This window comes from Pelorhabdus sp. sgz311002 (assembly GCF_056134285.1).
Map to the genome: position 1 here is coordinate 64,867 of NZ_JBWBCL010000005.1, position 23,236 is coordinate 88,102.

General features: G+C 44.4%; 27 protein-coding genes. All 27 read left to right on the top strand.

What is annotated here, in order from left to right; translation table 11 throughout:
- The first annotated feature begins 33 nt into the window (after positions 1-33).
- The 27 genes from AC0NJP_RS09615 (at position 34) to spoVAD (ending at position 23,233) form a co-directional block, all read left to right on the top strand.
- The gene (locus tag AC0NJP_RS09615; protein ID WP_474040380.1) at positions 34-165 is read left to right on the top strand and encodes a hypothetical protein; all 132 of its coding nucleotides are present in this window, start codon (positions 34-36) and stop codon (positions 163-165) included.
- A gap of 152 nt (positions 166-317) precedes the next feature.
- Positions 318-1,535 carry an exodeoxyribonuclease VII large subunit gene (gene xseA / locus AC0NJP_RS09620; RefSeq protein ID WP_474699671.1) on the top strand — a complete coding sequence of 406 codons (1,218 nt, stop codon included), beginning with the start codon at positions 318-320 and terminating at the stop codon, positions 1,533-1,535.
- Complete coding sequence (gene xseB, locus AC0NJP_RS09625; protein WP_474040378.1) at positions 1,522-1,785, top strand: exodeoxyribonuclease VII small subunit; 264 nt, start codon at positions 1,522-1,524, stop codon at positions 1,783-1,785. Before xseA ends, xseB begins: the two co-directional genes overlap by 14 nt.
- The gene (locus AC0NJP_RS09630) at positions 1,785-2,663 is read left to right on the top strand and encodes a polyprenyl synthetase family protein (RefSeq protein WP_474699762.1); all 879 of its coding nucleotides are present in this window, start codon (positions 1,785-1,787) and stop codon (positions 2,661-2,663) included. The genes xseB and AC0NJP_RS09630 overlap by 1 nt, the downstream gene beginning before the upstream one ends.
- Positions 2,664-2,676: 13 nt before the next feature.
- Entirely contained in the window at positions 2,677-3,135 is a 459-nt protein-coding gene (locus AC0NJP_RS09635; protein WP_474040377.1) for a divergent PAP2 family protein, read from the top strand.
- A 41-nt stretch (positions 3,136-3,176) separates the two neighbouring features.
- Positions 3,177-5,063, top strand: a complete 1,887-nt coding sequence (gene dxs / locus AC0NJP_RS09640) for a 1-deoxy-D-xylulose-5-phosphate synthase (RefSeq protein ID WP_474699672.1) — start codon at positions 3,177-3,179, stop codon at positions 5,061-5,063.
- Positions 5,063-5,902 carry a TlyA family RNA methyltransferase gene (locus AC0NJP_RS09645; protein ID WP_474699673.1) on the top strand — a complete coding sequence of 280 codons (840 nt, stop codon included), beginning with the start codon at positions 5,063-5,065 and terminating at the stop codon, positions 5,900-5,902. The genes dxs and AC0NJP_RS09645 overlap by 1 nt, the downstream gene beginning before the upstream one ends.
- Entirely contained in the window at positions 5,896-6,756 is an 861-nt protein-coding gene (locus AC0NJP_RS09650) for an NAD(+)/NADH kinase (protein WP_474040374.1), read from the top strand. Before AC0NJP_RS09645 ends, AC0NJP_RS09650 begins: the two co-directional genes overlap by 7 nt.
- Positions 6,746-7,339, top strand: a complete 594-nt coding sequence (gene mnmM / locus AC0NJP_RS09655; protein ID WP_474699674.1) for a tRNA 5-(aminomethyl)-2-thiouridylate-methyltransferase MnmM — start codon at positions 6,746-6,748, stop codon at positions 7,337-7,339. Before AC0NJP_RS09650 ends, mnmM begins: the two co-directional genes overlap by 11 nt.
- Positions 7,311-7,766: an arginine repressor gene (argR, locus tag AC0NJP_RS09660; protein ID WP_474040372.1), complete on the top strand. Its 456-nt coding sequence runs from the start codon at positions 7,311-7,313 to the stop codon at positions 7,764-7,766. Before mnmM ends, argR begins: the two co-directional genes overlap by 29 nt.
- Before the next feature lie 37 nt (positions 7,767-7,803).
- Positions 7,804-9,519: a DNA repair protein RecN gene (recN, locus tag AC0NJP_RS09665; RefSeq protein WP_474699675.1), complete on the top strand. Its 1,716-nt coding sequence runs from the start codon at positions 7,804-7,806 to the stop codon at positions 9,517-9,519.
- 105 nt (positions 9,520-9,624) lie between these two features.
- A complete protein-coding gene (gene spoIVB, locus AC0NJP_RS09670) occupies positions 9,625-11,121 on the top strand; it encodes a SpoIVB peptidase (RefSeq protein ID WP_474699676.1) in 1,497 nt (498 codons plus the stop codon).
- Between the two features lie 19 nt (positions 11,122-11,140).
- Positions 11,141-11,911 carry a sporulation transcription factor Spo0A gene (gene spo0A, locus AC0NJP_RS09675; RefSeq protein ID WP_474040369.1) on the top strand — a complete coding sequence of 257 codons (771 nt, stop codon included), beginning with the start codon at positions 11,141-11,143 and terminating at the stop codon, positions 11,909-11,911.
- Between the two features lie 87 nt (positions 11,912-11,998).
- Positions 11,999-12,532 (top strand): NUDIX domain-containing protein, encoded by a 534-nt coding sequence (locus tag AC0NJP_RS09680; RefSeq protein WP_474699677.1) that lies wholly within the window; start codon positions 11,999-12,001, stop codon positions 12,530-12,532.
- Positions 12,529-13,731: an endonuclease Q family protein gene (locus AC0NJP_RS09685; RefSeq protein ID WP_474699678.1), complete on the top strand. Its 1,203-nt coding sequence runs from the start codon at positions 12,529-12,531 to the stop codon at positions 13,729-13,731. Before AC0NJP_RS09680 ends, AC0NJP_RS09685 begins: the two co-directional genes overlap by 4 nt.
- Before the next feature lie 70 nt (positions 13,732-13,801).
- On the top strand, positions 13,802-14,446 hold the full coding sequence (gene spoIIM / locus AC0NJP_RS09690) for a stage II sporulation protein M (protein WP_474040366.1): 645 nt from the start codon (positions 13,802-13,804) through the stop codon (positions 14,444-14,446).
- 111 nt (positions 14,447-14,557) lie between these two features.
- The gene (locus AC0NJP_RS09695) at positions 14,558-14,755 is read left to right on the top strand and encodes a hypothetical protein (protein ID WP_474040365.1); all 198 of its coding nucleotides are present in this window, start codon (positions 14,558-14,560) and stop codon (positions 14,753-14,755) included.
- A 120-nt stretch (positions 14,756-14,875) separates the two neighbouring features.
- Positions 14,876-15,766: a site-specific tyrosine recombinase XerD gene (gene xerD, locus AC0NJP_RS09700; protein ID WP_474040364.1), complete on the top strand. Its 891-nt coding sequence runs from the start codon at positions 14,876-14,878 to the stop codon at positions 15,764-15,766.
- An 18-nt stretch (positions 15,767-15,784) separates the two neighbouring features.
- Positions 15,785-16,972, top strand: a complete 1,188-nt coding sequence (locus AC0NJP_RS09705) for a phosphopentomutase (RefSeq protein ID WP_474699679.1) — start codon at positions 15,785-15,787, stop codon at positions 16,970-16,972.
- Positions 16,969-18,300 (top strand): thymidine phosphorylase, encoded by a 1,332-nt coding sequence (locus AC0NJP_RS09710; RefSeq protein WP_474699680.1) that lies wholly within the window; start codon positions 16,969-16,971, stop codon positions 18,298-18,300. Before AC0NJP_RS09705 ends, AC0NJP_RS09710 begins: the two co-directional genes overlap by 4 nt.
- A gap of 101 nt (positions 18,301-18,401) precedes the next feature.
- Positions 18,402-19,565, top strand: coding sequence for a D-alanyl-D-alanine carboxypeptidase family protein (locus AC0NJP_RS09715; protein WP_474040361.1), 1,164 nt, complete (start codon positions 18,402-18,404; stop codon positions 19,563-19,565).
- A 109-nt stretch (positions 19,566-19,674) separates the two neighbouring features.
- Positions 19,675-20,010: an STAS domain-containing protein gene (locus tag AC0NJP_RS09720; RefSeq protein WP_474040360.1), complete on the top strand. Its 336-nt coding sequence runs from the start codon at positions 19,675-19,677 to the stop codon at positions 20,008-20,010.
- An 18-nt stretch (positions 20,011-20,028) separates the two neighbouring features.
- The gene (spoIIAB, locus tag AC0NJP_RS09725) at positions 20,029-20,460 is read left to right on the top strand and encodes an anti-sigma F factor (protein WP_474040359.1); all 432 of its coding nucleotides are present in this window, start codon (positions 20,029-20,031) and stop codon (positions 20,458-20,460) included.
- 11 nt (positions 20,461-20,471) lie between these two features.
- Positions 20,472-21,200 (top strand): SigB/SigF/SigG family RNA polymerase sigma factor, encoded by a 729-nt coding sequence (locus AC0NJP_RS09730; protein WP_474040358.1) that lies wholly within the window; start codon positions 20,472-20,474, stop codon positions 21,198-21,200.
- Positions 21,201-21,255: 55 nt separating this feature from the next.
- Positions 21,256-21,645, top strand: coding sequence for a dodecin family protein (locus AC0NJP_RS09735; protein WP_474040357.1), 390 nt, complete (start codon positions 21,256-21,258; stop codon positions 21,643-21,645).
- Positions 21,646-21,765: 120 nt separating this feature from the next.
- Positions 21,766-22,215 carry a stage V sporulation protein AC gene (spoVAC, locus tag AC0NJP_RS09740; protein WP_474699681.1) on the top strand — a complete coding sequence of 150 codons (450 nt, stop codon included), beginning with the start codon at positions 21,766-21,768 and terminating at the stop codon, positions 22,213-22,215.
- 4 nt (positions 22,216-22,219) lie between these two features.
- On the top strand, positions 22,220-23,233 hold the full coding sequence (spoVAD, locus tag AC0NJP_RS09745) for a stage V sporulation protein AD (protein ID WP_474699682.1): 1,014 nt from the start codon (positions 22,220-22,222) through the stop codon (positions 23,231-23,233).
- Positions 23,234-23,236: the final 3 nt, after the last annotated feature.

Sequence of the window (23,236 nt, forward strand, 5' to 3'; positions counted from 1 at the left end):
TAAGCTAGAGTAAAAAGAGTGGAGGGCTTGGCTATGCTCTTACACATCCTTTTTGGCGCTGCTATCGGTATGTTAATCGGCCATTTAATTCCGCCAGGCTACTTTTTTTGGTTTCTCGTTGGTGCTGCGGCTGGCTTTTTCGTACAACGTTATTGGCGCCGATAAATCAGATTCATTGCTTTTGCTCTTTTGGAGCAAAAGTTTTTTTATGGATTTCTTTTGACTAGCTTTAGGGAAACGTTTACAATAGGGTAGAAAAGCAGACTATAATAGTCTTTTATAGATGATTCCAGGAGTTTTTAAAGCGAGGTTCTGTTATGAGTGTTTTATCAGTTACGGAAGCAACGCGTTATATGAAACAGCTATTTGAGTCAGACAAGCTGCTTAGCGCTTTATGGGTGCAGGGAGAAATCTCGAACTTTAAGCAACATACATCGGGCCATTGCTACTTTACTTTGAAGGATTCTCAGGCAACGCTTCGTTCTGTTATGTTTCGGGGGCGTGCTCAATTTTTAAAGTTCCGACCCAAAGATGGAATGAAAGTCATCGCTTGCGGCCGTATTTCCTTATATGAACGGGATGGGCAGTATCAGCTTTATGTGGATCAACTTGTGCCGGAAGGGATTGGCGAGCTGAGCTTAGCTTATGAACAGCTTAAGGAGAAGTTAGAACAGGAAGGGCTTTTTCGTCCGGAGATAAAGCAAAAATTACCCTTTTTACCTAAGGCTGTTGGTATTATTACGTCGAAAACGGGTGCGGCGCTGCGCGATATTATTTCGGTAAGTAAGCGTCGTTATCCGGCGGTGTCTTTAGTTCTTTATCCTGTAGCTGTACAGGGGACTGAGGCTGCCGGACAGATTGCCACTGCTCTTGCCAGGATGAATGACTATGGTAAGGTCGATGTGATCATCGTAGGGCGCGGCGGCGGTTCCCTAGAAGAGCTGTGGGCTTTTAATGAAGAGATTGTTGTTAGGGCAATTAGCGAATCGAAAATACCGGTTATTTCTGCTGTTGGCCATCAGACTGATTATACGCTCGCTGATTTTGCTGCGGACTGCCGGGCTGCTACGCCTTCCCAAGCCGCAGAACTCGCTGTGCCTGATGTCAATGATTTGCTCAGACACTTGCGTTCTCAGCAGGAACGACTGGCCGTGGCTGTACGTGGCCGTATTTCTTTCGGCCGTCTCCGCTTGGAGGCTGCCGCAAATGCTCGGATCATGCGTCATCCTTATGATTTGATTGTGCCATATCAACAACTTCTTGATACGTATCGACAGAATTTGCTGAGCTCGGCTGGGAAAAAACAGGAAGAAAGTAGGCTGCGATTTGTTCATTTAGCCGAGAAGCTGGCGTTACTAAATCCGCTGTCGGTGTTAGGGCGCGGCTATAGTATTTTGCGTCGCGCTGACGGTACTGTGATCAGACGGTCTGATCAGGTTCATGCTGATGAAACGATTCAGGCAGCGCTGTTTTCGGGAACTCTAGAGCTTAAGGTATTATCTGCAAAGGGGGAGACGCCAAGTGAGTCGAAATAGCAAGGTGTTGCCGAAGGATGAGACGATACACTTTGAAGCAGCAATGGAACAACTCGAGAAAATTGTGAAGGAATTAGAACAAGGCGAGTTACCCTTAGAAGAGTCTTTAGCGGCTTTTGCTGAGGGAATGAATTTATCGGAGATTTGTTTGGCAAAACTAAATCAAGCAGAGAAAACGCTTGATAAAATTCTTTCTAGCCGCGACGGTGTAGTAAAGGAAAAACAGTTGTCCCTGTTGGAGGATGAATGATGCTAAAAGATTATTTGAAAGAGCAAGCGCAGTTTATTGATCAAGAGTTGCAAAGTGTTGTACCGGCGCTTTCGGCAGCGGATGCAAAATTATCGGAAGCGATGCGTTATAGTCTTCACGCTGGTGGCAAGCGGCTGCGGCCGATTTTACTTATGGCAGCAGCGGAAGCCGTGGGGGGCGACGGAAGGGCTTTTGCCAAGGTCGCCTGTGGGCTAGAAATGATTCATACTTATTCTCTCATTCACGATGACCTGCCAGTCATGGATAATGATGATTATCGGCGCGGCAAGCTTACGAATCATAAAGTGTTTGGCGATGCCATTGCTTTACTGGCTGGCGATGCGCTACTAACGGAAGCCTTTGCTGTTATTTTATCGCAGCCTAAAGCAGATCCTGCTGTATTATGCCAGGTAGCCAGAGAAATCGCGCAAGCGGCTGGTCCGGCGGGGATGGTAGGCGGTCAAGTGGTTGATCTTTTATCAGAAAATAAACAAATTGATAGTGAAACTTTAAAATATATGCATAGACAGAAAACAGGAGCTCTGTTTCGGGCGGCAGTCCGTAGTGGCGCACTGTTGGCTGGAGCGAGTACAGAGCAGTTAGCGTCGTTGACCGATTATGCCGCTCATTTCGGTTTGGCTTTCCAAATTACTGATGACATTTTAGATGTTGTCGGTACGACCGAAAAAATCGGTAAGCCTGTAGGCAGTGATGAACGGAATCATAAATCAACGTATGTAACGCTATATACGCTTGAAGGCGCTAGAAAAATGGCGCAAGGCTGTGTCATAGCGGCAGACCAGGCGCTTGCTTCCTTTGGATCTAAAGCACAGAATCTTTCGCAGCTTGTCCAGTATTTAGTTGCGCGCGAAAGTTAAGGAGGGGTAGAGTGTGGGCGAATTTATGGCCTTAATCGGTCTGAATGTAACCTTGATGACAGCGCTGACTTCTTGGTTTGTGGCGCAAGTACTCAAAACCATTACTTTTGCCTGGAAAGATAAAGAGTTTAATGCACGACGTATGGTTGGCGCTGGTGGAATGCCCAGTTCCCATACATCACTTGTTGTTTCACTGGCGGCAGCTGTCGGGTTTCATGACGGTTGGGAGTCGCCGCTATTTGCAGTTACGGTCGTATTAGCTTCCATTGTTATGTATGATGCAGCTGGCGTACGGCGGGCTGCGGGGAAACAAGCTAAAGTAATTAATGAACTTGTCAGAGAAATGAAGGTTGAGCATACGATTCGGGAAAATCGCTTAAAAGAGCTGCTCGGCCATACACCGCTTGAAGTTTTTGCCGGAGCTTTACTTGGTTTTGGTATTGCCTACGGATTTCACAAACTCTATTTATAAGCTGACTGAGGTTAGCTGCTGATTGAAAGAGGGGAAAAAGGTTGAACCGAATTTTAGAGACGATCAACCAGCCACAGGATATAAAAAAATTATCTTTCGCTGAAATTGAACTGCTCGCGAAGGAAATTCGTACATTGCTTGTCACGACGATTGCCGAGACGGGCGGCCATTTGGCGCCCAATTTAGGGGTTGTCGAGCTGACTTTAGCGCTTCATAAAGTATATAATAGTCCCGACGATAAAATTGTCTGGGATGTGGGGCATCAGAGCTATGTCCATAAAATTCTCACAGGGCGAAAGGAAGCCTTTACAACACTAAGGACTTACGGCGGTATGAGCGGGTTTCCTAAGCGTTCTGAAAGCAATCACGATATTTACGGAACGGGTCATTCCAGTACGTCTATATCAGCTGCGCTGGGAATTGCTTTGGCCCGCGATTTAAAAGCAGAGAAAAACTCTGTAGTTGCTGTGATTGGCGATGGTTCGCTTACGGGCGGTATGGCCTATGAGGCGATTAATAATGCCGGAAATTCCAAAACGTCACTTACTGTAATCCTAAATGATAATGAAATGTCTATAGCCAAAAATGTCGGAGCTATGTCAGACTATCTTACGGGGCTTCGCTCGATGCCGGCCTATGCTAAAGTGAAGCATGATGTAGAATCGCTTTTGCGGGCAATCCCGTCGATTGGTGATAAGGTGGCTAACACGGTGGAACGGGTGAAAGACAGTGTAAAATATCTTGTCGTTCCTGGCATGTGGTTTGAAGAACTGGGCTTTACCTATATGGGACCGATTGACGGTCATAATTTTCACTCACTTGTGGAGACTTTCCAGCAAAGTAAAAAGATTAAAGGACCTGTGCTGATTCATGTACTGACACAAAAAGGCAAAGGCTATTTGCCAGCCGAAACGAGCCCTGACAAATTTCATGGCGTAGGGCCTTTTTCTGTTGCTACAGGCGAAATACAATCAAAGCCAGGGCCGAAAAGCTATACAAGTGTTTTCGGCGATACGCTAATAGAACTAGCGGAAAAAGATCCATCTATTGTGGCGATTACTGCAGCTATGCCGGAAGGAACGGGACTTCGAAAATTCAGCAGTCGTTTTCCTAAGCGGTTTTTCGATGTGGGAATTGCTGAACAACATGCATTGACGCTAGCTGGCGGTATGGCTACAGAAGGCTTGAAGCCTGTTGTGGCGCTTTATTCGACTTTTTTACAGCGCGGTTACGATCAAGTACTGCACGATCTTTGTTTGCAGAATCTGCCTGTTGTTTTGGCGATTGATCGCGCTGGCCTTGTCGGCGAAGATGGTCCGACTCACCATGGCACGTTTGATCTGTCCTTTTTGCGCCATATGCCCAATATAACGATCATGGCGCCAAAAGATGAGAATGAGCTACGGCATATGTTAAAGACCGCTTTTGAACTCAAGGGGCCTGTAGCGATCCGTTATCCTCGCGGCGCTGGTGTTGGCGCTGCCATGACCGAAGAAGTGCATAGTCTGGAAACAGCCTGTGCGGAAGAATTAAAAATAGGGACACAGGTGGCTTTTTTAACGGTAGGAACGATGGTTAAGCCTTGTCTAGAAGCGGCTGAAATCTTGGCAAAGCAGGAGATTAGCGCTTCTGTGGTGAATATGCGGTTTATTAAACCTCTTGATTATAAAGCAATTCGAAAAGCGGCGCGTGAAGTCGGCTTGATTGTTACTGTTGAAGAAAATGTTTTGTCAGGTGGCTTTGGATCAGCTGTTCTCGAGTATATCAACGAAGAGCAGTTCCAATGGACCAAGGTTTTGCGAATTGGCCTGCCTGATCAGTTCATTGAGCATGGAGCTCGCAGTATCTTGTTGGCAAAATACGGTCTCGACAGTGAGAGCATTGCGGCTACGGTACGAGCTTATTTGGGAAAACAGGGTGTGAAGTAATGGCAAAAGAACGTCTTGATCAATTGTTAGTCAAAAAAGGTCTTGTGGCAAGCCGCGAACGGGCTCGCAGCGCGATCATGGCTGGAAAGGTTTTCGTCGCTGGACAGAAAATTGATAAGGCCGGAACGTTAATAGCGCCGGAAGCGGCGATTGAATTAAAAGGGCATGATATTCCTTTTGTGAGCCGCGGCGGCTTAAAGTTAGCTAAGGCAGTCCAGTTTTTCTCGCTGTCGTTGGCGGGCAAAACGATGATTGATATTGGCGCTTCGACGGGCGGCTTTACGGATTGTGCATTGCAGCAAGGCGCTCGCAAGGTTTTCGCCATTGATGTAGGCTATGGTCAGCTAGCTTGGTCGCTACGAACTGACGAACGCGTGGTTAATATGGAACGGACGAATATCCGTCATGTAACGCCAGACCAGATTGGCGAATCAATTGATTTCATTTCCATTGATGTTGCTTTTATTTCACTTGATAAAGTGCTGCCTGTAGCTAAGGAGCTGCTTAGCGAAGGCGGTGAACTTGTCGCGCTAATTAAGCCTCAATTTGAAGCAGGCCGGGAGAAAGTGGGCAAGAAAGGCGTTGTGCGTGATCCGCTTGTTCATATGGAAGTAATTGCAAAAATTATCGATTTGGCAGATCATCTAGAATTTATAATTGCTGGACTTACTTTTTCGCCCATTAAGGGACCTGAAGGCAATATTGAATATCTGCTTTATCTAAAAAAACAGACAGATAAGTCAGTTGACGAAATGGTTTTCGATCAGAGTCGTATTGAAGGTCTTGTGGCGGAGGCTCATGGAAATCTTACGGAACGAACGGAGGAGGCGCCTTGCTGACACTTGGTTTATTTCCTAATATAAAAAAGGCGCAGGCTGAAGCAGTTGCCGCAAGGATTGCTGCGTATCTGAAGGAACGATCGATTCGTGTTGTTGTTCCAGCTGAAGCTGGGGAAATTATGGATTTTCCTACCCTAAACTGCAGCCCCGTCGGTTTAAAGGACGTTGACATTGTTCTCACCTTAGGCGGCGACGGAACGTTCATGAATGTTGCTAGAACGATTGCGCCGCAAAAAATACCTGTTTGTGGTGTGAATTTAGGAAAACTTGGTTTTTTAACCGAAGTAGAACTCAATGAAGTAGAAGCGGCTTTGGAGTCTTTACTATCAGGGCAATATCGCGTCGAAGAGCGACTGATGCTGCAAGCTGCGGTAGAAAATAAGTCAGGCTGCAGCCAAGCGATCGCCTTAAATGATATTGTTGTAACGAAAAGCGGCTATTCGCGGATCATTCGCTTGAACTTGTTTGTAAATGATGTCTATACGGCTACTTATCCGGCGGATGGATTGATTATTTCTACGCCAACAGGAGCGACAGCCTATTCACTTTCCGCTGGCGGACCTTTTGTGGAGCCAAATTTAAATATTATGGTCATTACGCCGATTTGCTCTCATACGTTGTATTCCCGCTCATTAATTGTGTCAGGTGACGATGTGATTCGAATTTCTCTGGAAGAAACAAGCGCTGATGTTGTACTTAGCGCCGATGGACAGAATTTGTTTCCGCTAGAGGGAAATTCGCAGGTAGTGATCCGTCGGGCTGATGATCAAGCGCGCTTTATTCGCTTTCATGACAAGAGTTATTTTGATATTTTACGAAACAAGTTATGTCGAGGCGATAGTTGTGATTCGTAATGCCGTGATGTTTGTTCAGCACATATTAAAGGAAAGAGTAGCAGCAGCTACCTGCCTCGTTGATGCGACCTGCGGCAACGGTTGGGATACCTTGTATTTAGCGCAGCATTCGCCTGATACAGCTAAAATTTATGCCTTTGATATTCAAACGCAAGCAGTTAGTGCTACGAAGGAACGACTGATAGCAGCAGGTCTTGATCATAAGGTTACTATTTTACTGGATAGCCATGAAAGAATTGACCAGTATGTAGAGTCTATTGATATCGCTTTGTTTAATCTTGGCTATTTGCCGAAAGGCGGTCATGAACTTACTACCAAGGCAGCAACTACGTTACAGGCAGTAGAAAGAATTTTACCGTTGCTGCAGCCTGGCGGAATGATTGCACTTGTAGCGTATCCCGGCCATGAAGAAGGCCAAAATGAAGCAATAGCGCTAAAAGAATTTTTAAGTTCTTTGCCGCAGACAGATTATTATACCGGTATTTGGCAGATGCTGAATCAGATTCATCAACCGCCATTACTATATTTAGTTGAAAAAACAAGGAGTGAACGTTGTGAAAGGGTTGCGACACGCGAAGATTAAAGATATCGTTGACCGTCACATCATTGAAACGCAGGAGGACCTGGCGGAAGCCCTAAAACGTGATGGGATTGAAGTCACCCAGGCTACTGTGTCTCGCGACATCAAAGAATTAATGCTTATTAAAGTGCCTACAGGCGACGGCCATTATCGCTACGCCTTTCCGGCTGAACAGAATACTCCTTTTTCCCAGTCTCGCATGGCTAGGGTGTTTCAAGATTCTATTACATCCATTGATTTTAGCGAAAACATTATTGTGCTGCGGACTATGCCTGGAACGGCTCAATCTGTCGCCTACAATATCGACTATGTTCGCTGGCCGGAAGTCCTAGGGACTGTAGCTGGCGATGATACGATTTTTGTCATTGTAAAGCCCAAAGATGCTGTCGAAAAGGTAATCGCGAAATTTGAAGCCTTTCGTCGGGGTTAGAAGTTGCAGCACCTTGCTTAGGTAAGGGAGGAGAACCATGCTAAAGTCCTTAAGTGTAACGAACTTTGCTTTGATTGAACAGGCGGTTATTGAGTTTTCTGCCGGTCTGAATGTGTTGACAGGCGAAACTGGCGCTGGAAAATCGATTTTGATCGATGCTTTTAATATTGTTCTCGGAGCGCGTGCGTCTACCGAATTTATTCGCTATGGTACTGATTTTTTTCGTGTAGAAGCTTTATTTTTTATGGATCAATCTTTGCCAGAATTAGAAAATTTATTACAAGAACAAGGCCTTGACTGGAATGAAGGCACTTTGATTCTGACTCGGCGGCTTAATCAGGCAGGAAAAAATGTAATTACTTTGAATAATTCTCACATTACGCTTCAACTTCTGAAAAAAATTGGCGCTATTCTTGTTGATATGCATGGTCAACATGAAAATCAGGCGTTATTAAAGCCGGAAAAATATATTGAAATTCTTGATGAATCGAGTAAGAAAATTCGTCAAGCCTTGCCGTTATATCAAGAAATCTATCAGGCATGGCAGGCAAAAAAGAAGGAAATCGCTGCAATTAAGATGCAGTCGAGGCAAAGAGAGCAGCGCTTTGATATGCTTTCTTGGCAGCTTAAAGAAATTCAGGGCGCTAAGCTTGTTGGCGGCGAGGAAGAAACGCTAGAAAAAGAAATTTCTCGGTTAGCCAATATGGAGAAGATTTCACAAGCGGCTGTTAGCGCTTACTCGTTGTTGCAGCAAGATCAAGCGAAACGGCCAGCTTTGACCCCAGCCCTGACGGAGCTGAAAAAGCACCTGGAATTTTTAAGCCGTTACGATGAAGCCTTCCAAGAGAAAAGTGCTGCCATTGCCGACATGGTTTATCAGTTAGAAGAAGTTGCTTTTAAGTTGCGCGATTACCAGGAGTCCTTTGAATTTAGCCCCAAGCGCCTTGATGAATTACAAAGCCGCATGGATTTACTTTATAAGCTGAAGAAGAAGTATGGCGCTACAGTAGACGAAGTTATAGCCTATGGCGAAAAGATTGCATCAGAGTTAGATTATATGGAAAACTTTGATGAACATATCGAAAAACTCGCTAAAGAGTTGCAAAACCTAGAGGGAAAATTAGCGCAGCAGGCTGATGGTTTACAGCAGCTACGTTTGGTCGCCGCGACAGAGCTTAGCGAAAATATAACGGAGCATTTACAGAGTTTGAGTATGCCTGACGGACTTTTTTTAGCGGAAGTTACCGAAATGGCTGATTTTACACCTACAGGTAAAAATGAAGTTGTATTTCTCTTTTCCGCCAATCGCGGCGAAATACCGATGCCGCTCTTTAAAGTAGCTTCAGGCGGCGAACTTTCGCGGCTGGCTTTAGCCATTAAGACGGTTTCTGCGCGACGCGATAAAGTGCCGACGATGGTTTTTGATGAAGTGGACAGTGGGATTGGCGGTCAGACCGGACAAGCTGTAGCGGAAAAAATTGCGCAGATTGCTACCTATAAACAGGTGCTATGTATTACTCATTTGCCGCAAATTGCCGCTGTAGCGGATGAACAGTTATTTATTGAAAAAAATGTAGAACAAGACAGGACGGTTACATCGATTCGGTTGCTTGATGAACCATCTAGAATATTAGAATTAAGTCGTATGCTGGTTGGGACGGAGCTTACCGAATCAGCCATGGATAATGCTAGTCAAATGCTGCAGCGAGCAAAACGAAAAAAGGAAAATTTACTTGCTAAAACGCAACCATAATGGTTTGCGTTTTTTTTATGGCAATACCCTCCGGAATATTCTCAATCTTTTTCGGGCATGTTTTAAACATGACCTTTTAAAAGATTTTGTGAGGGAGGGGGGCCATTGTCGAAAAATTCCTATCGGGTGTTTATGGCTTGCTTGTGTATTTTTTTTATTTGTCTTGTCTGCGTTTCATCACCTTTTCAAACTCTCTATAAATTGCCGCAAGATATTCATATTCTACAAGGGGAAGAGACTTCTTTTACCGTTTTTTTTCCTTTGTCTGTTGTTGTCGCCCCACAGGAAAATCGCGAACAGAGTATTATTGTAAAAGATAATATGAATACTACGTCTGATAGTTGGTCTCATCCTGTGCGCCTAAAAACTGTTTCGCTAGGTACGACGACAATCCAGTTTAATTTATTTGGCTTGATTCCAGTGCGCACCGTGCATGTCGATGTACTGCCTACCTTAAAATTGGTGCCTGGCGGGCATTCTATCGGTGTTGTGCTTCATTCACAGGGCGTGATTGTAGTCGGCTATTCGCCCATTTTAGGCGAGGAAGAAAAAGCTTTAAATCCGGCGCGAGAAGCAGGCTTGTTAGTTGGTGACGTAGTGTTAGCTGTCAATGGAACGCCGATTGAAAGTGATACACAGTTATCTGAAATGATTGATCGCGCTGGCAAAGAAAAAATTTTACTCGATTTACTGGTTAAACGCGGCGAAACAAAGTTGTCTCTGGCCATGCGACCGCTGTTTTGTTCGGAAACGCAACGCTATCGTCTCGGGCTATTTGTGCGCGACAGTGCGGCCGGCGTCGGTACTTTGACTTATTATGACCCAGAGTCTAAAATATATGGCGCTTTAGGCCATGTAATTACCGATAGTGATACAAATCAGGCGATTGATTGTGAGCAGGGGAAAATTGTTTCTGCCGTAGTTTCAGGAATTCAGCAAGGAAAAAGGGGACAGCCAGGCGAAAAAATCGGCGTTTTTCTGGAAGAAAATAAATTGCTTGGCGATATTCAAAAGAATACTAATTTTGGTATTAGCGGTGAATTGGCCGAACCACTAGACAATGATCTGTATACGGAAGCTTTACCTGTAGCATCAATGAATCAGGTTCAAACAGGGCCTGCTGAAATTTTAACTGTTGTTGACGGACAAACTATTGAAAGATTTTCTATTGAAATCCAAAAAGTGAATTTGCAGGAAGTTCCTGAGGGAAAAGGTCTGGTGATTCAAATTACCGATCCGCGGCTTTTGGCAAAGACCGGTGGGATAGTACAGGGAATGAGCGGTAGCCCCATTATTCAGCAAGGCAAGCTAGTTGGTGCTGTAACTCATGTGTTTGTCCATGACCCAACGAAGGGATATGGATGCTTTATTGACTGGATGCTTATGGAAAGTGGGATCTTGCCGAAGCAAAAAGAGAGAGCAGTGAGTCAACTCTTTACAAGAGTTTCTCACTGCTCTCTTTTCTATCGACCTATTTTAGTGTACAATGAGAGCAAAAGATCAAATAATGTCCCTAATATATCATTTTCTAGTAAATGTGTATTTTTTTTCCAATTTAGGAAGGGAATTGCTTTCGCTTGTCGAATCGATCTTATAGATTAATATTCAGGGAGGCTGTACCATGATCAAAGAATCCATCAAAGTAGCGATTGCCGATGATAATCGGGAGTTTGCCGGTATTATGGAAGAATTTTTGCAGAATCAGGCGGATATTGAATTGGTAGGCGTAGCCTACAATGGTGAAGAAATTTTAAAGGTAATTGATGAACAGAGTCCTGATGTGGTTATTCTTGATATTATTATGCCTCATCTTGACGGAATTGGTGTATTAGAACAATTAAATTCCCGCGGGGGAAAACGACCTAAAATTATTATGCTGACAGCTTTTGGCCAGGAAGGGATTACCCAGCGTGTTGTTGAACTTGGCGCTGACTATTATGTACTCAAGCCGTTTAATATGGACGTACTCGTCAGCCGTATTCGCCAGCTAGCGACAACGTTGACTTCGCAGCGTCCAGTGGTAGCTCAGGCCATTAAAGCTCGACCGATTGATGTGGAAGTAACGAACATTATTCGTGAAATTGGAATTCCTGCTCACATTAAAGGCTATCAGTATCTACGTGATGCTATTATGATGATCATTAATGAAATGGAGTTGCTTGGCGCTGTGACCAAGGTGCTCTATCCGATGATTGCCGAAAAGTATTCGACAACGCCGTCGCGTGTAGAAAGAGCGATTCGTCATGCCATCGAAGTAGCATGGAGCCGCGGTAATATTGATATGATTAACCGCTTGTTTGGCTATACCGTAAAATTGGAAAAAGGCAAGCCAACCAATTCTGAATTTATGGCGATGATTGCTGACAAACTAAGAATGGAAATGCGAGCTTAAAAGTAAACTTATAAAGCTACATAAAAGAGTCGAAAAAAGCCGTGAATGTTCACGGCTTTTTCTGCGATTTACTATGAGGTGATTAGGATGGAATTAAAAGAAACAATGCTTTTGAGTGAACAGGTTTTTTCTGGATCGATTATTACGGTTTGTCAGGATCAGATCGAATTACCAAATGGACGTAAGACAAAACGCGACGTAGTGCTTCATCCTGGCGCCGCGGCGATTGTGCCAGTTACGAAAGCAGGAAAGCTGGTACTAGTGCGTCAGTACCGCTATCCAGTAAAGACTGTATTATTAGAAATTCCAGCAGGTAAGTTAGATCAAGGGGAAAGCCCGGAAGTTTGTGCGCGGCGAGAATTGGAAGAAGAAACAGGTTTTCAAGCGGGAACTTTAACAAAGTTGACAGCGATCTATACAGCACCGGGTTTTTCCAATGAAATCATTCATATTTATTTAGCTCAGGAATTGATGAAGACCAAGCAGCAGCTTGACAGTGATGAATTTTTAAATGTAGAGGAATATTCGCGCGAACAAGTACAGGCAATGATTCGTTCCGGCGAAATTTGTGATGCAAAAAGCATTACAGGAATTATGCTAGCGGAAAGCTTATTGCGATGAGACAGTTTCAGGCTGATTTTCATATCCATGTTGGGATGAGTGAAAGCGGACGCTGGATTAAGATTCCAACGTCCGCGAAATTGACTGTTCGCAATATTTTAGAGGAAGCAGCGTACAAGGGAATTGATTTTCTCGGTATTATTGATGCCCTGTCGCCGCTGGTTCAGTCAGATTTAGCCTGTCTGGAAGCGGAAGGGCTGCTAACGCCTTTAGCGGCAGGCGGGTATATCTATCAAGGGAAAAAAAATCCCGTTTATCTGATTCTTGGAGCTGAAGTAGAAACGACAGAAGTCGGCGGCGGTGTCTGTCATACGCTGTTATATTTACCAGATCGTATGGCTATTGCGGCGCTGACGAAGCATTTAAGCGCTTTTATAAAAAATGTGAATATGAGCTCGCAAAATGCTCATATGACCCTTGGACAGCTAGTGGATCTTGCGTCAGAGCATGAGGCAATCATTGTTCCTGCTCATATTTTCACGCCCTTTAAGAGCTTGTATGGGGCGACAGCAAGCCGAATGGAAAAGATCCTTACAGATACACAGCGTAGTAAAATTGCTGGTGCTGAAATCGGGTTGAGTGCTGATAGCCTGTTGGCTGATTGTATTGGCGAGTTAGCTGATTTTACACTGTTAAGTAATTCTGATGCCCATTCACTTGACCGGATTGGTCGGGAAAGTAATACGATTTTGTTAGCTGAGCCTAGTTTTTCGGAATATAAAAAATTATTACTCCGTCACGATGGCCGCAGAATTTTAAAAAATTACGGCTTGGATCCAAGACTTGGTAAATATCACAAGACACATTGTTTAGACTGTGGTAATCATGAAACGTTTATAAGTCTTGCAGCAAACAAGTTTGCCTGTGGGCGTTGCCAAAGCCTGAAAGTGGTGCGAGGCGTTTTTGATCGGATTCAGCAAATCGCTGATTACAGTAAGCCGCGTCATCCTGATCATCGACCTCCTTATCATTATCAACTTCCGCTTAACTTTTTGCCAGGAATCGGCGCTAAGACAGCGAAAAAGCTGCGAGATTCTTTTGTTTCAGAATTTTATATCTTACATGAAGCTTCCTATGAAGAACTGAGCTCAGTAGTAAAAGACAAAGTAGCAACGATCATTTTAGGGGCCAGGGAAGGTTCGTTGGCGATTAATGCTGGCGGCGGTGGATTTTATGGTAAGGTTATTAGTGATTCTTAAAAGAAAAGTCTAAGAGCTCCTTCTTTTGCATACACTGAAACGAGTGATAGCAAAAGAGGTGGGGCGGGACATGCTCAAAAGCTTGCAATACAGCATTCGGATGTTTTTACGAAACCATATAGTAGCCTTTTTCTTTATGGTTTTATTTTTTTCTGTGGGGATTGTCGTAGGCGCTCTTGCGGTAAAAGTATTGCCTGATGAACAGAAAATCGAACTAGCCGGTTATTTGCACCTCTTTTTTTCCGGGCTATCGCAAGGCACAGAAGTGAATAAGCTGGAGCTTTTTGGCAGTGCCCTATGGAATCAAAGTAAAGTCGTCTTATTTATGTGGATTCTGGGCTTTACCATAGTGGGAATCCCTTTTGTGATTTTTCTTGTATTTACGCGAGGGTTTATTATTGGTTTTACTGTGGGCTTTTTAGTGAATGAGTATGTAATGCGCGGCCTGCTGTTTGCTTTTGCCGCTGTCATTCCCCATAGCATTTTTTCGGTTCCTGCTGTACTAGTGGCAGGCGTAGCTGCGGCAAGCTTTTCCTGGATGCTTTTGAAGCGGCGCGGTAAAGGCAAACGCGGTATTGTGGCGGAAGCGGTCAGTTACAGCTTTATTTGTTTTGTCATGCTGTGCTTGATGATAACAGCAGCCGCGGTAGAAGTTTATATTTCACCTGTATTTATGAAACTTGCTGCTGGCTTTTTAGTCGGTCATACACCTTAAGGGGCTATCGCTGCTCGAAGCGAGGGTCCCTTTTTCGCGCATAAAGGTAAGTAGCAGTGAATAGATATATAACAGGCATTATGTAAAAATTGCCGGAAAAGAGGAACAGACATGAGAAAGTTAAGCAAAATTTCTTGCTTGGTCTTGATACTTTTTCTTGGTTTCGTGCTGGCTTTTTTGCTGTTTACTTTTTGGCACAGCCGTGTTCCCAGCAGCACGATACCGGATCGGCCCATTCAGGAAAAGCCCTTGCGTGTTCATGCCTTGTCCGCAGTTTTTGCCGATAGTTTACAAAAGAGCGAAAAATAATTCTTTATCCGACAGGAAAAGAAAGGAATCCCTTATTGCGGCGTGGAATAAACAACCAATAATGAAGCCTGAAACAGGCGTCAAGCGGTAGGCTAAATACGGGCAGAAAAAAGGGTGATCATGATGGATAGTTATGTTAATTCGTTCATTAACTACCTTGCCGTTGAGCGAGGCCTGGCTCCTAATACCTTAGAATCCTATGGACGAGACTTACGGCAATTTCAAAGCTATTTACAGTCTAGTGACATGGATATGGTGAAAGACTCTGATCGGACAATTATCATGGGTTATTTGCAAAGCCTACAAGGAAAGGGGCGGGCTGTTTCCACTATCTCACGTAATTTAGCTGCCATAAAATCATTTTATCAATATCTGCTTAGAGAACATTATGTGGAAAAAGATCCTGCCGCAACGTTAGAAGCACCGAAACTAGAGAAAAAACTACCGAAAATTCTAACGATCAAAGAAGTGGAAGAGCTGCTTCGACAGCCCAATTCTTTTTTGCCAGCAGGAATGCGCGATAAGGCTATGCTAGAACTGCTCTACGCAACAGGTATTCGTGTTTCTGAACTTATCTCTTTAAATATATCTGATGTGAATTTGGACATGGGCTATATTAAATGTTTTGGCACCGGCGCGAAAGAAAGAATTGTTCCGCTGGGATCCATTGCTGCGAAGGCGGTTCAGGAGTATATCCAAAAAGGAAGACTCAAGCTTGTTCGCAGCTATGAAGAACCTGCCTTGTTTGTAAATCACCATGGCAAACGGTTAACTCGCCAGGGTTTTTGGAAGATTATAAAAAAATATGCGCAAGAGGCTCATATCTTAAAAGATATTACGCCTCATACACTACGACATTCTTTTGCGACTCATTTATTGGAAAATGGTGCCGATCTGCGTAGTGTGCAGGAAATGCTTGGTCACGCCGATATTTCGACAACGCAGATTTATACGCATGTTACGAAAAATCATTTAAAAGAAGTTTACGATAAGACGCATCCAAGGGCATAGACTAAAGGGGGGGCTTTCATGAAATTTGAACGAATCATTACAATTGTTCTTGATAGTGTTGGAATCGGAGCAGCGCCCGATGCGGCTCGTTTTGGCGACCAAGAAGCACATACGTTAGGTCATATAGCTCGCTCAACTGGCGGGCTAATTTTACCGACATTAGAACGTTTCGGGCTTGGTTGTATTGCGGCATTAGAAGGCGTAGCTCCTGAACAAGAGCCCTTAGCCAGTTATGGAAAAATGCAGGAGATCTCGCGTGGGAAAGATACAACAAGCGGACATTGGGAACTCATGGGATGCCCCGTACAAAAAGAATTTCCCGTGTATCCTGATGGCTTCCCGGCAGAGATGATTGCTGCTATTGAAGCACTTATTGGTCGGAAAATTCTTGGGAATAAAGCGGCTTCAGGTACGGAAATTATTGCCGAACTTGGGGAAGCGCATATGAAAACAGGGTTTCCCATAATTTATACATCTGCCGATAGCGTGTTGCAAATCGCTGCTCATGAGTCGGTGATTCCCCTTGAGGAGCTTTACGAATTTTGCCACAAAATTCGAACTGAAATTTGTGTAGGTAAGAACGAGGTTGGGCGGATTATTGCCAGGCCCTTTATCGGTTCGCCTGGCCAGTTTGTACGTACGCCAAATCGTCACGATTATAGTGTAGAGCCTGTGGGGAAAACGGTTTTGGATTTGTTGCAGGAGCAAAATATTCCCGTAATTGGCGTAGGCAAGATCGGCGATATTTTTGCGCACCGGGGGATTAGCCAGTCTTATCCGACAAAGTCAAATTCACATGGCATGGAAGAGCTAGGGCGATTAGTGCGTGAAACAGCCGGACCTTGCTATATTATGGCAAATCTCGTTGACTTTGACAGCCAATACGGTCATCGGCGCGATCCCGCTGGCTATAAAGCAGCTTTGGCCCAATTTGATCAGGAATTAGCCGTATTTTTGCCGCTTCTTAAAACGGACGATTTGCTGCTGATTACGGCGGATCATGGTTGTGATCCTACGGCGCCGGGATCAGATCATACTCGTGAATACGTGCCAATCTTGGCCTATAGCCCAACGCTTACAGGTCTTTCTCTGGGAATTCGTACCTCCTTTGCTGATGTAGGGCAGACGATTGCTGAAAACTTTTCGCTGAGAACGTCTGTACCAGGTGTCAGTTTTTTATCGCTCTTAGGGAGTAAAAAGTCATGAATTTTGTCGAGAAGATTTTACAAACTCGTAATGGCGATCCCCTAACAGGGGCAGATATTGAAGCAATGATTCAGCTGTTTACAGCCGGGAAGATTCCTGATTATCAGCTGTCGGCTTGGCTTATGGCGGTATTTTTTCGCGGTCTTTCCCGCGAGGAAACATCAGCTTTAACCTTAGCCATGGCTCGGTCCGGCCAAATGCTCGATTTAAGTTTGGTGCCAGGCATCAAGGTTGATAAACATAGTACTGGCGGTGTAGCCGATACTGTTACGCTTATTTTGGCGCCGCTTGTTGCTGCCGCTGGCGTTCCTGTAGCAAAAATGAGTGGCAGAGGCTTAGGCTTTACTGGTGGTACAATTGATAAACTAGAAGCGATTCCTGGTTTTTCGACCGCGTTAAGCGAAGCTGACTTTGTAGCTCAGCTGCATAAAATTGGGATTGCGCTTACGAGTCAAAGCTCTAGTATTGCTCCGGCTGACGGAAAAATCTACGCTCTACGCGATGTAACTGGGACAATAGAAAGCATTCCGTTGATCGCTTCTTCCGTTATGAGTAAGAAAATTGCTTCCGGCGCTGATCGCATCTTGCTTGATGTAAAAGTGGGACAAGGTGCGTTTATGAAAGATCTTGCCGCTGCTAGAGAACTTGCTGAAACGATGGTAGAGATTGGCGAGCGATTAGGTAAAAAGACAATTGCTTTATTAACTGATATGAACCAGCCGCTAGGTACGGCTATTGGCAACGGGCTGGAAGTGGCGGAGGCCATTGAAATTCTGCAAGGCGGCGGGTCGCGACGGCTGCGGGAGACGGTTTTGATTTTAGGCAGTTATATGCTGCTTCTTGCTGAAAAAGCTGAAAATCTGCAAGCTGCGCAAGAAAAACTTAGTGAATTGCTGGTATCGGGAGCGGCACTAGCTAAATTTGAAGAATGGATTATGGCGCAAGGGGGCCATAAACAGATTCTGCTAGAACCACATAAACTTTATGATACGCCCTATACATTTACGGTGCTGGCTAAAGAAGCTGGATTTGTCCAAACAATGGCGGCGGAAAAACTGGGAAAAATTGCAATGCGTTTAGGCGCTGGCAGGGCCTATAAAGGTCAAACAATTGACTTAGCTGTGGGCATTCGTTTGTTGGTACAGGTCGGCGATTTGGTTGAGCCTGGTCAAAAAATCGCTTGTTTATACACACAATCTGAAACGGCGGCGTTACAAGCCGCTGATGAGGTTAAAGACGCGATTGTGATTGAACCAATTCCGCAGAAACCGCAGCCGCTTTTGCTTGGCTTAGTGGACGAAACAGGATTTCATCCAATCGCTTTATAAAAAAATCGCTGGTTATTTTACCAGCGATTTTTTTGTGTATCTCCTGACTTTATGGACAACCTAAAGCATAAAGCGTGGTTTAAAGAAAGGAGCTTATACAGATGGTCAAGCGCAGAAGTTTTATTGTTTTTGCTGTTTTTTTGCTGCTTTTTTCCGGACTTTTTCCTGTTGCCAAGGCTGCTACAGCAAAGGATATACCGCTTTCGCTTACAGCGCAATCAGCTGTTTTAATGGATGCTGACGGAACTATTTTATTTGAAAAAGATGCTCATAAGCCCTTGCCTCCAGCCAGTGTGACCAAAACGATGACACTGCTTCTTGCTGTTGAAGCCGTCGACCAAGGGAAAATTCAACTTACCGACCAAGTGACAGCAAGTTCCCATGCTGTTCGCCAAGGGGGATCACAAATTTGGCTCGAGCAAGGCGAAAAAATGTCTGTTTATGAACTGCTTACGGCGGTTGCTGTTGTTAGCGCCAATGACGCTGCTGTTGCGTTAATGGAGCATATTTATGGCAGCGAAGAAGCGGCGATTGCTGCCATGAACGAACGGGCTGCTGCATTGGGACTTGCGAATACCCATTTTAATAGTGTCAATGGTTTGCCTGTAGCGAATCATTATATGAGTGCTTACGATACAGCATTGATTGTTAAGGAAGCAGTAAAATATCCTTTATATCTCCAAGTATCAGGGATCAAAGAGTACTGGCTTCGCGGCGGAAAAAACTGGCTTGTAAATACAAATAAGCTGTTGTGGTGGTATGATGGGGCCGATGGTTTAAAAACAGGCTGGACGGAAGAAGCGAAATATTGTTTTGCTGGTACAGCCAAACGTCAAAATTTACGATTGATTGCCGTTGTTTTTGCGGCGCCGGAACCGCGCTCCCATTTAAAAGAAAGTATGAAATTGCTTGACTATGGCTTTTCTAATTACATTACCTTACCTGTTGTTGCTAAAGGGGCTGTTTTAGAGAAGGTCAAGGTCGGTAAAGGGGTAGAACATGAGCTGTCTTTGGTAGCTGCCGAAGATTTAAATTTGCTGCTTTTAAAAGGACAAAGCAAGGTAATTCAAAAACAAATGAAGCTTACCGAGCCTTTGGTAGCGCCTATTGTCCAAGGGCAAAAATTAGGTGAACTTACTGTAATGAGGGAAGGAAAAGAAGCGGGAACTGTCGATTTAGTTGCGGCAAAGAGTATTGAAAAGGCGGGATTTATCCAAATACTGCAAGAGACATTTACACATTTTTTTGCGATTGCCAGTGAATGATTACAGCGGGAATTTGCCCGCTTTTTTTATTTGGACAAAAATCGCAGCAGGAAAATTTTTCCTTTTAGCGAAGTGTAGAGGAAATGTGAATGGAAAGCAGGAGGATGCCATGAATGTAGCCGTAGAAATGTGTTCTGGTAAAATCGTAGTTCGATTGGAAGGCGAGCTTGATTTGTTAACAGTCAAGGATTTTCGCGATGCTGTTGATAGTTTTCTCAATAGTCGTAAAGGCAGTCAACTTATTTTAAATCTTTCGGGCCTTACCTTTATTGACAGTTCTGGTATTGGCGCCCTATTGGGACGTTATAAAAAAGCACAGCTTTTAGGTGGCTGTGTTGCTGTAACAAACGTACAGCCTCAGGTACGTCGCATTTTAGAGTGCTCTGGTTTGGTTCAACTTTTTTTAAATTATGAGACGGAAGAAGCGGCCTTACAAGAGCTGTAAGAAGAGGGAGGGCAAGTGATGGCTGTTAAAAATAAAATTATCATGAAGCTTATGAGTAATGAAGAAAACGTAGCTATTTCCCGTGTCGCTGCTGCGGCTTTTGCCGCACAGACAGATATTACGCTTGGGGAACTTGAAGATATTAAAGTCGCTATATCTGAGGCTGTTTCCAATGCTATGATTCACGGTTATGAGGGCGGTGAAGGGATTATTGAGTTTACAATGAGCCTATTAGAAGGAAATCTCGAATTTGTCATTGCCGATTTTGGTGTTGGCATAGAAAATATTGCCTTGGCCAGGCAGCCTGCTTATTCAACCGATCCGGAACGAATGGGGCTTGGCTTTGTGTTTATGGAATCGTTTATGGATGAATTAGTTGTTCAATCTAAGTTAGGTGAAGGAACGACTGTCACCATGATCAAACGCTGCGATGCGAATCGCGTTCATTAGGTGGGGAGACTGTGCTGACAGATGATGTATTTAAAGCTTGTCTGGTTCAGGCCCAGGCTGGCGATGAAAGAGCCAAAGAAATATTAGTAAAGGAAAATTTAAACTTAGTGCATAGTATTGTGCGGCGTTTTCTTGGTCGGGGATTTGAAGAAGAGGATCTCTTTCAAATCGGCTCAATTGGATTGCTTAAGGCCATAGAGCGCTTTGATCTTACCTATGAGACGAAATTTTCTACCTATGCAGTCCCCTTGATTTTAGGTGAGATTCGTCGCTTTATTCGTGATGACCATCCCATAAAAGTAAGCCGTTCGGTCAAGGAACTTTCTTACCAAATTCGGTTAGAGCAGGAAAACTGGCAAAAACGAACTGGCAGAGAGCCTTCTCTTTTGGAACTGGCGGAAGTGATGAATTTGGCAGCTCCTGAAGTAGCAGCTGCTCTTACAGCAGTACAGCCGCCGGTTTCTTTGTTCGATCCCATCTTTTCTGCTGATGAAACGCAGCCGGTTTTATTAGAGCGGCTTAAAGGCGTGGAAGAAGAGAAGAATCTGATTGAACGATTAAATTTACAGCAAATGCTGGAACGATTGTCAGAAAAGGAACGGCAGATTATTAAATTGCGCTTTTTTGATGATCTTACGCAGGCAGATGTTGCCTCGCTGTTGCAATTATCGCAGGTACAGGTTTCACGCTTAGAAAAAAAGGCGCTTATATTTCTGCGGCAGCTTGCGGCAAACCGTTAAAATTTTATAAAAAAAGTAAAAGGGCCCATACTAAGAAAAAAGCGAGGTGATTTTTTTGCCTGACAAGCGGTTTCATTGGATCCTTGGCGGCGTAATTGTTTTTTTTACGGCTACGCTTCTCACGTATTATTTGTTTTCGGAAAATTATACAAAACGTTCTCCCGTCCGGGCCAAGCAGGTTTTAGCGGATAAAATAACAGGAATCGTGCAAAATAATGATATTCTAACAGATAAGGGAGGTAAGCCTATGGTTGTAAAAGTCATTGAACTAGTCGGTTCTTCACCGCATAACTGGACAGAAGCCGTCAATAGCGCCGTAGCAGAGGCAGATCAAACAATTGATGAAATTACTGGCGTAGAGGCAACTAATTTTACAGCTTCCATTGCTGGCGGGAAAATAGCCGAATATAAAGCAGATGTGCGGATTGCTTTTAAAGTAAAATAAATAAAAAAACAGACGAAGGAAACTAAGTATTGATGTGACCTTCGTCTGTTTTTTTATTTGCTTTTGCTTAGTGCATGTTTTTATTTTGCAGTGGTCACAATAACACAAGAGGTGGATGGAATGAATCAAGCGCAGCAACAAGATTATCAAGCGCGAGTAAAAGAAAAAAGTCCTAAGCCGCCGCTTCTAAAAAATTGTCTCTGGGCCTTTGGCGTGGGGGGAATGATTTGTCTTTTGGGGCAGTTCATTCAAGGACAGTTTATCAATTCGGTTGGGCTAGCCAAACAAGACGCGGCAACAGCAACTTCGATTCTCCTTGTCTTTCTAGGAACCTTTTTTACGGGGCTGGGCGTTTATGATGAACTGGGCAAGCGGGCTGGCGCTGGTTCCGTTGTTCCGATTACGGGATTTGCTAACTCGGTGGCTGCTCCAGCCTTAGAGTTTAAGCGCGAAGGCTATGTTCTTGGCGTCGGAGCGAAGATTTTTGTGGTGGCAGGTCCAGTCATTCTTTATGGTACGGTAACGGCTTTTCTAGTAGGAGTGGCGCATCTTTGGTTGAAAGGAGGCTAGGGTTTTGTCAAAGAAAGCCGGAAAGCAAACCGTTATCTTTTCTTTACCGCCAAGTCTTTTGGCAACAGCTATTATTGGCGGTCCCATGGAAGCAGCAGGAAATCTTTCTGTTTATTTTGACCGGGTGTTAGAAGATAACCTATTAGACTATGACAGTTTTGAACAGTGTGAAGCTGCGATGTTGGAATGGGTTGTACAGAAAGCGGCAAAAAAAGGAGCTCAGACACTTGATTCGATCGATTATATTCTAGCAGGCGATCTTTTGAATCAGTTAATGTCCGCTCATTTTGCGAATCGAACGCTGCAACGGCCCTTTATTGGTATTTATGGCGCCTGTTCCAGTATGGTCTTAACACTCGCTGTTGGCGCAATGTTACTTGACGGCCAATTTGCTGATCAAGTAATTGCAGCCGTGTCAAGCCATCATGATGCCGCCGAACGACAATATCGTTTTCCCACGGAACTTGGCGTACAGCGTCCGCCAGTGGCGCAATGGACTGTAACTGGTGCTGGCGCGGTTCTTTTGGCTGCAAAAGCGGCTGAAAAGCGGCCTAACATTAAGGCGGCGACAATCGGCAAGATTATTGATGCTGGCGTACAAGATCCTAATGCTATGGGCGCAGCCATGGCGCCTGCTGCCGTAGATACTATGTTGCAGCATTTTCGGGATCTGAATCTTACGCCAAGTCACTATGATCATATTTTTACGGGGGATCTCGGCAAAATCGGTAAAGCCTTGGTGATTGATATGATGGCAGAAGCTGGTTATGACGTGAAAGGTCGTTATGAAGACTGCGGCTGCCTCATCTATACGGAGGAGCAGGATACTCATTCTGGCGCCAGCGGCTGTGCTAGTTCAGCGATTGTTTTCGGGGGGCCCATTTATCAAGAACTGGCAGCAGGACGGTTCAAGAAAGTACTTATTGTGGGAACTGGTAGTTTGCACAGTCCTACGTCGTATCAGCAAAAAGAAACGATTCCCTGCATAGCTCATGCGATAGCTGTAGCAGGAATATAAGGA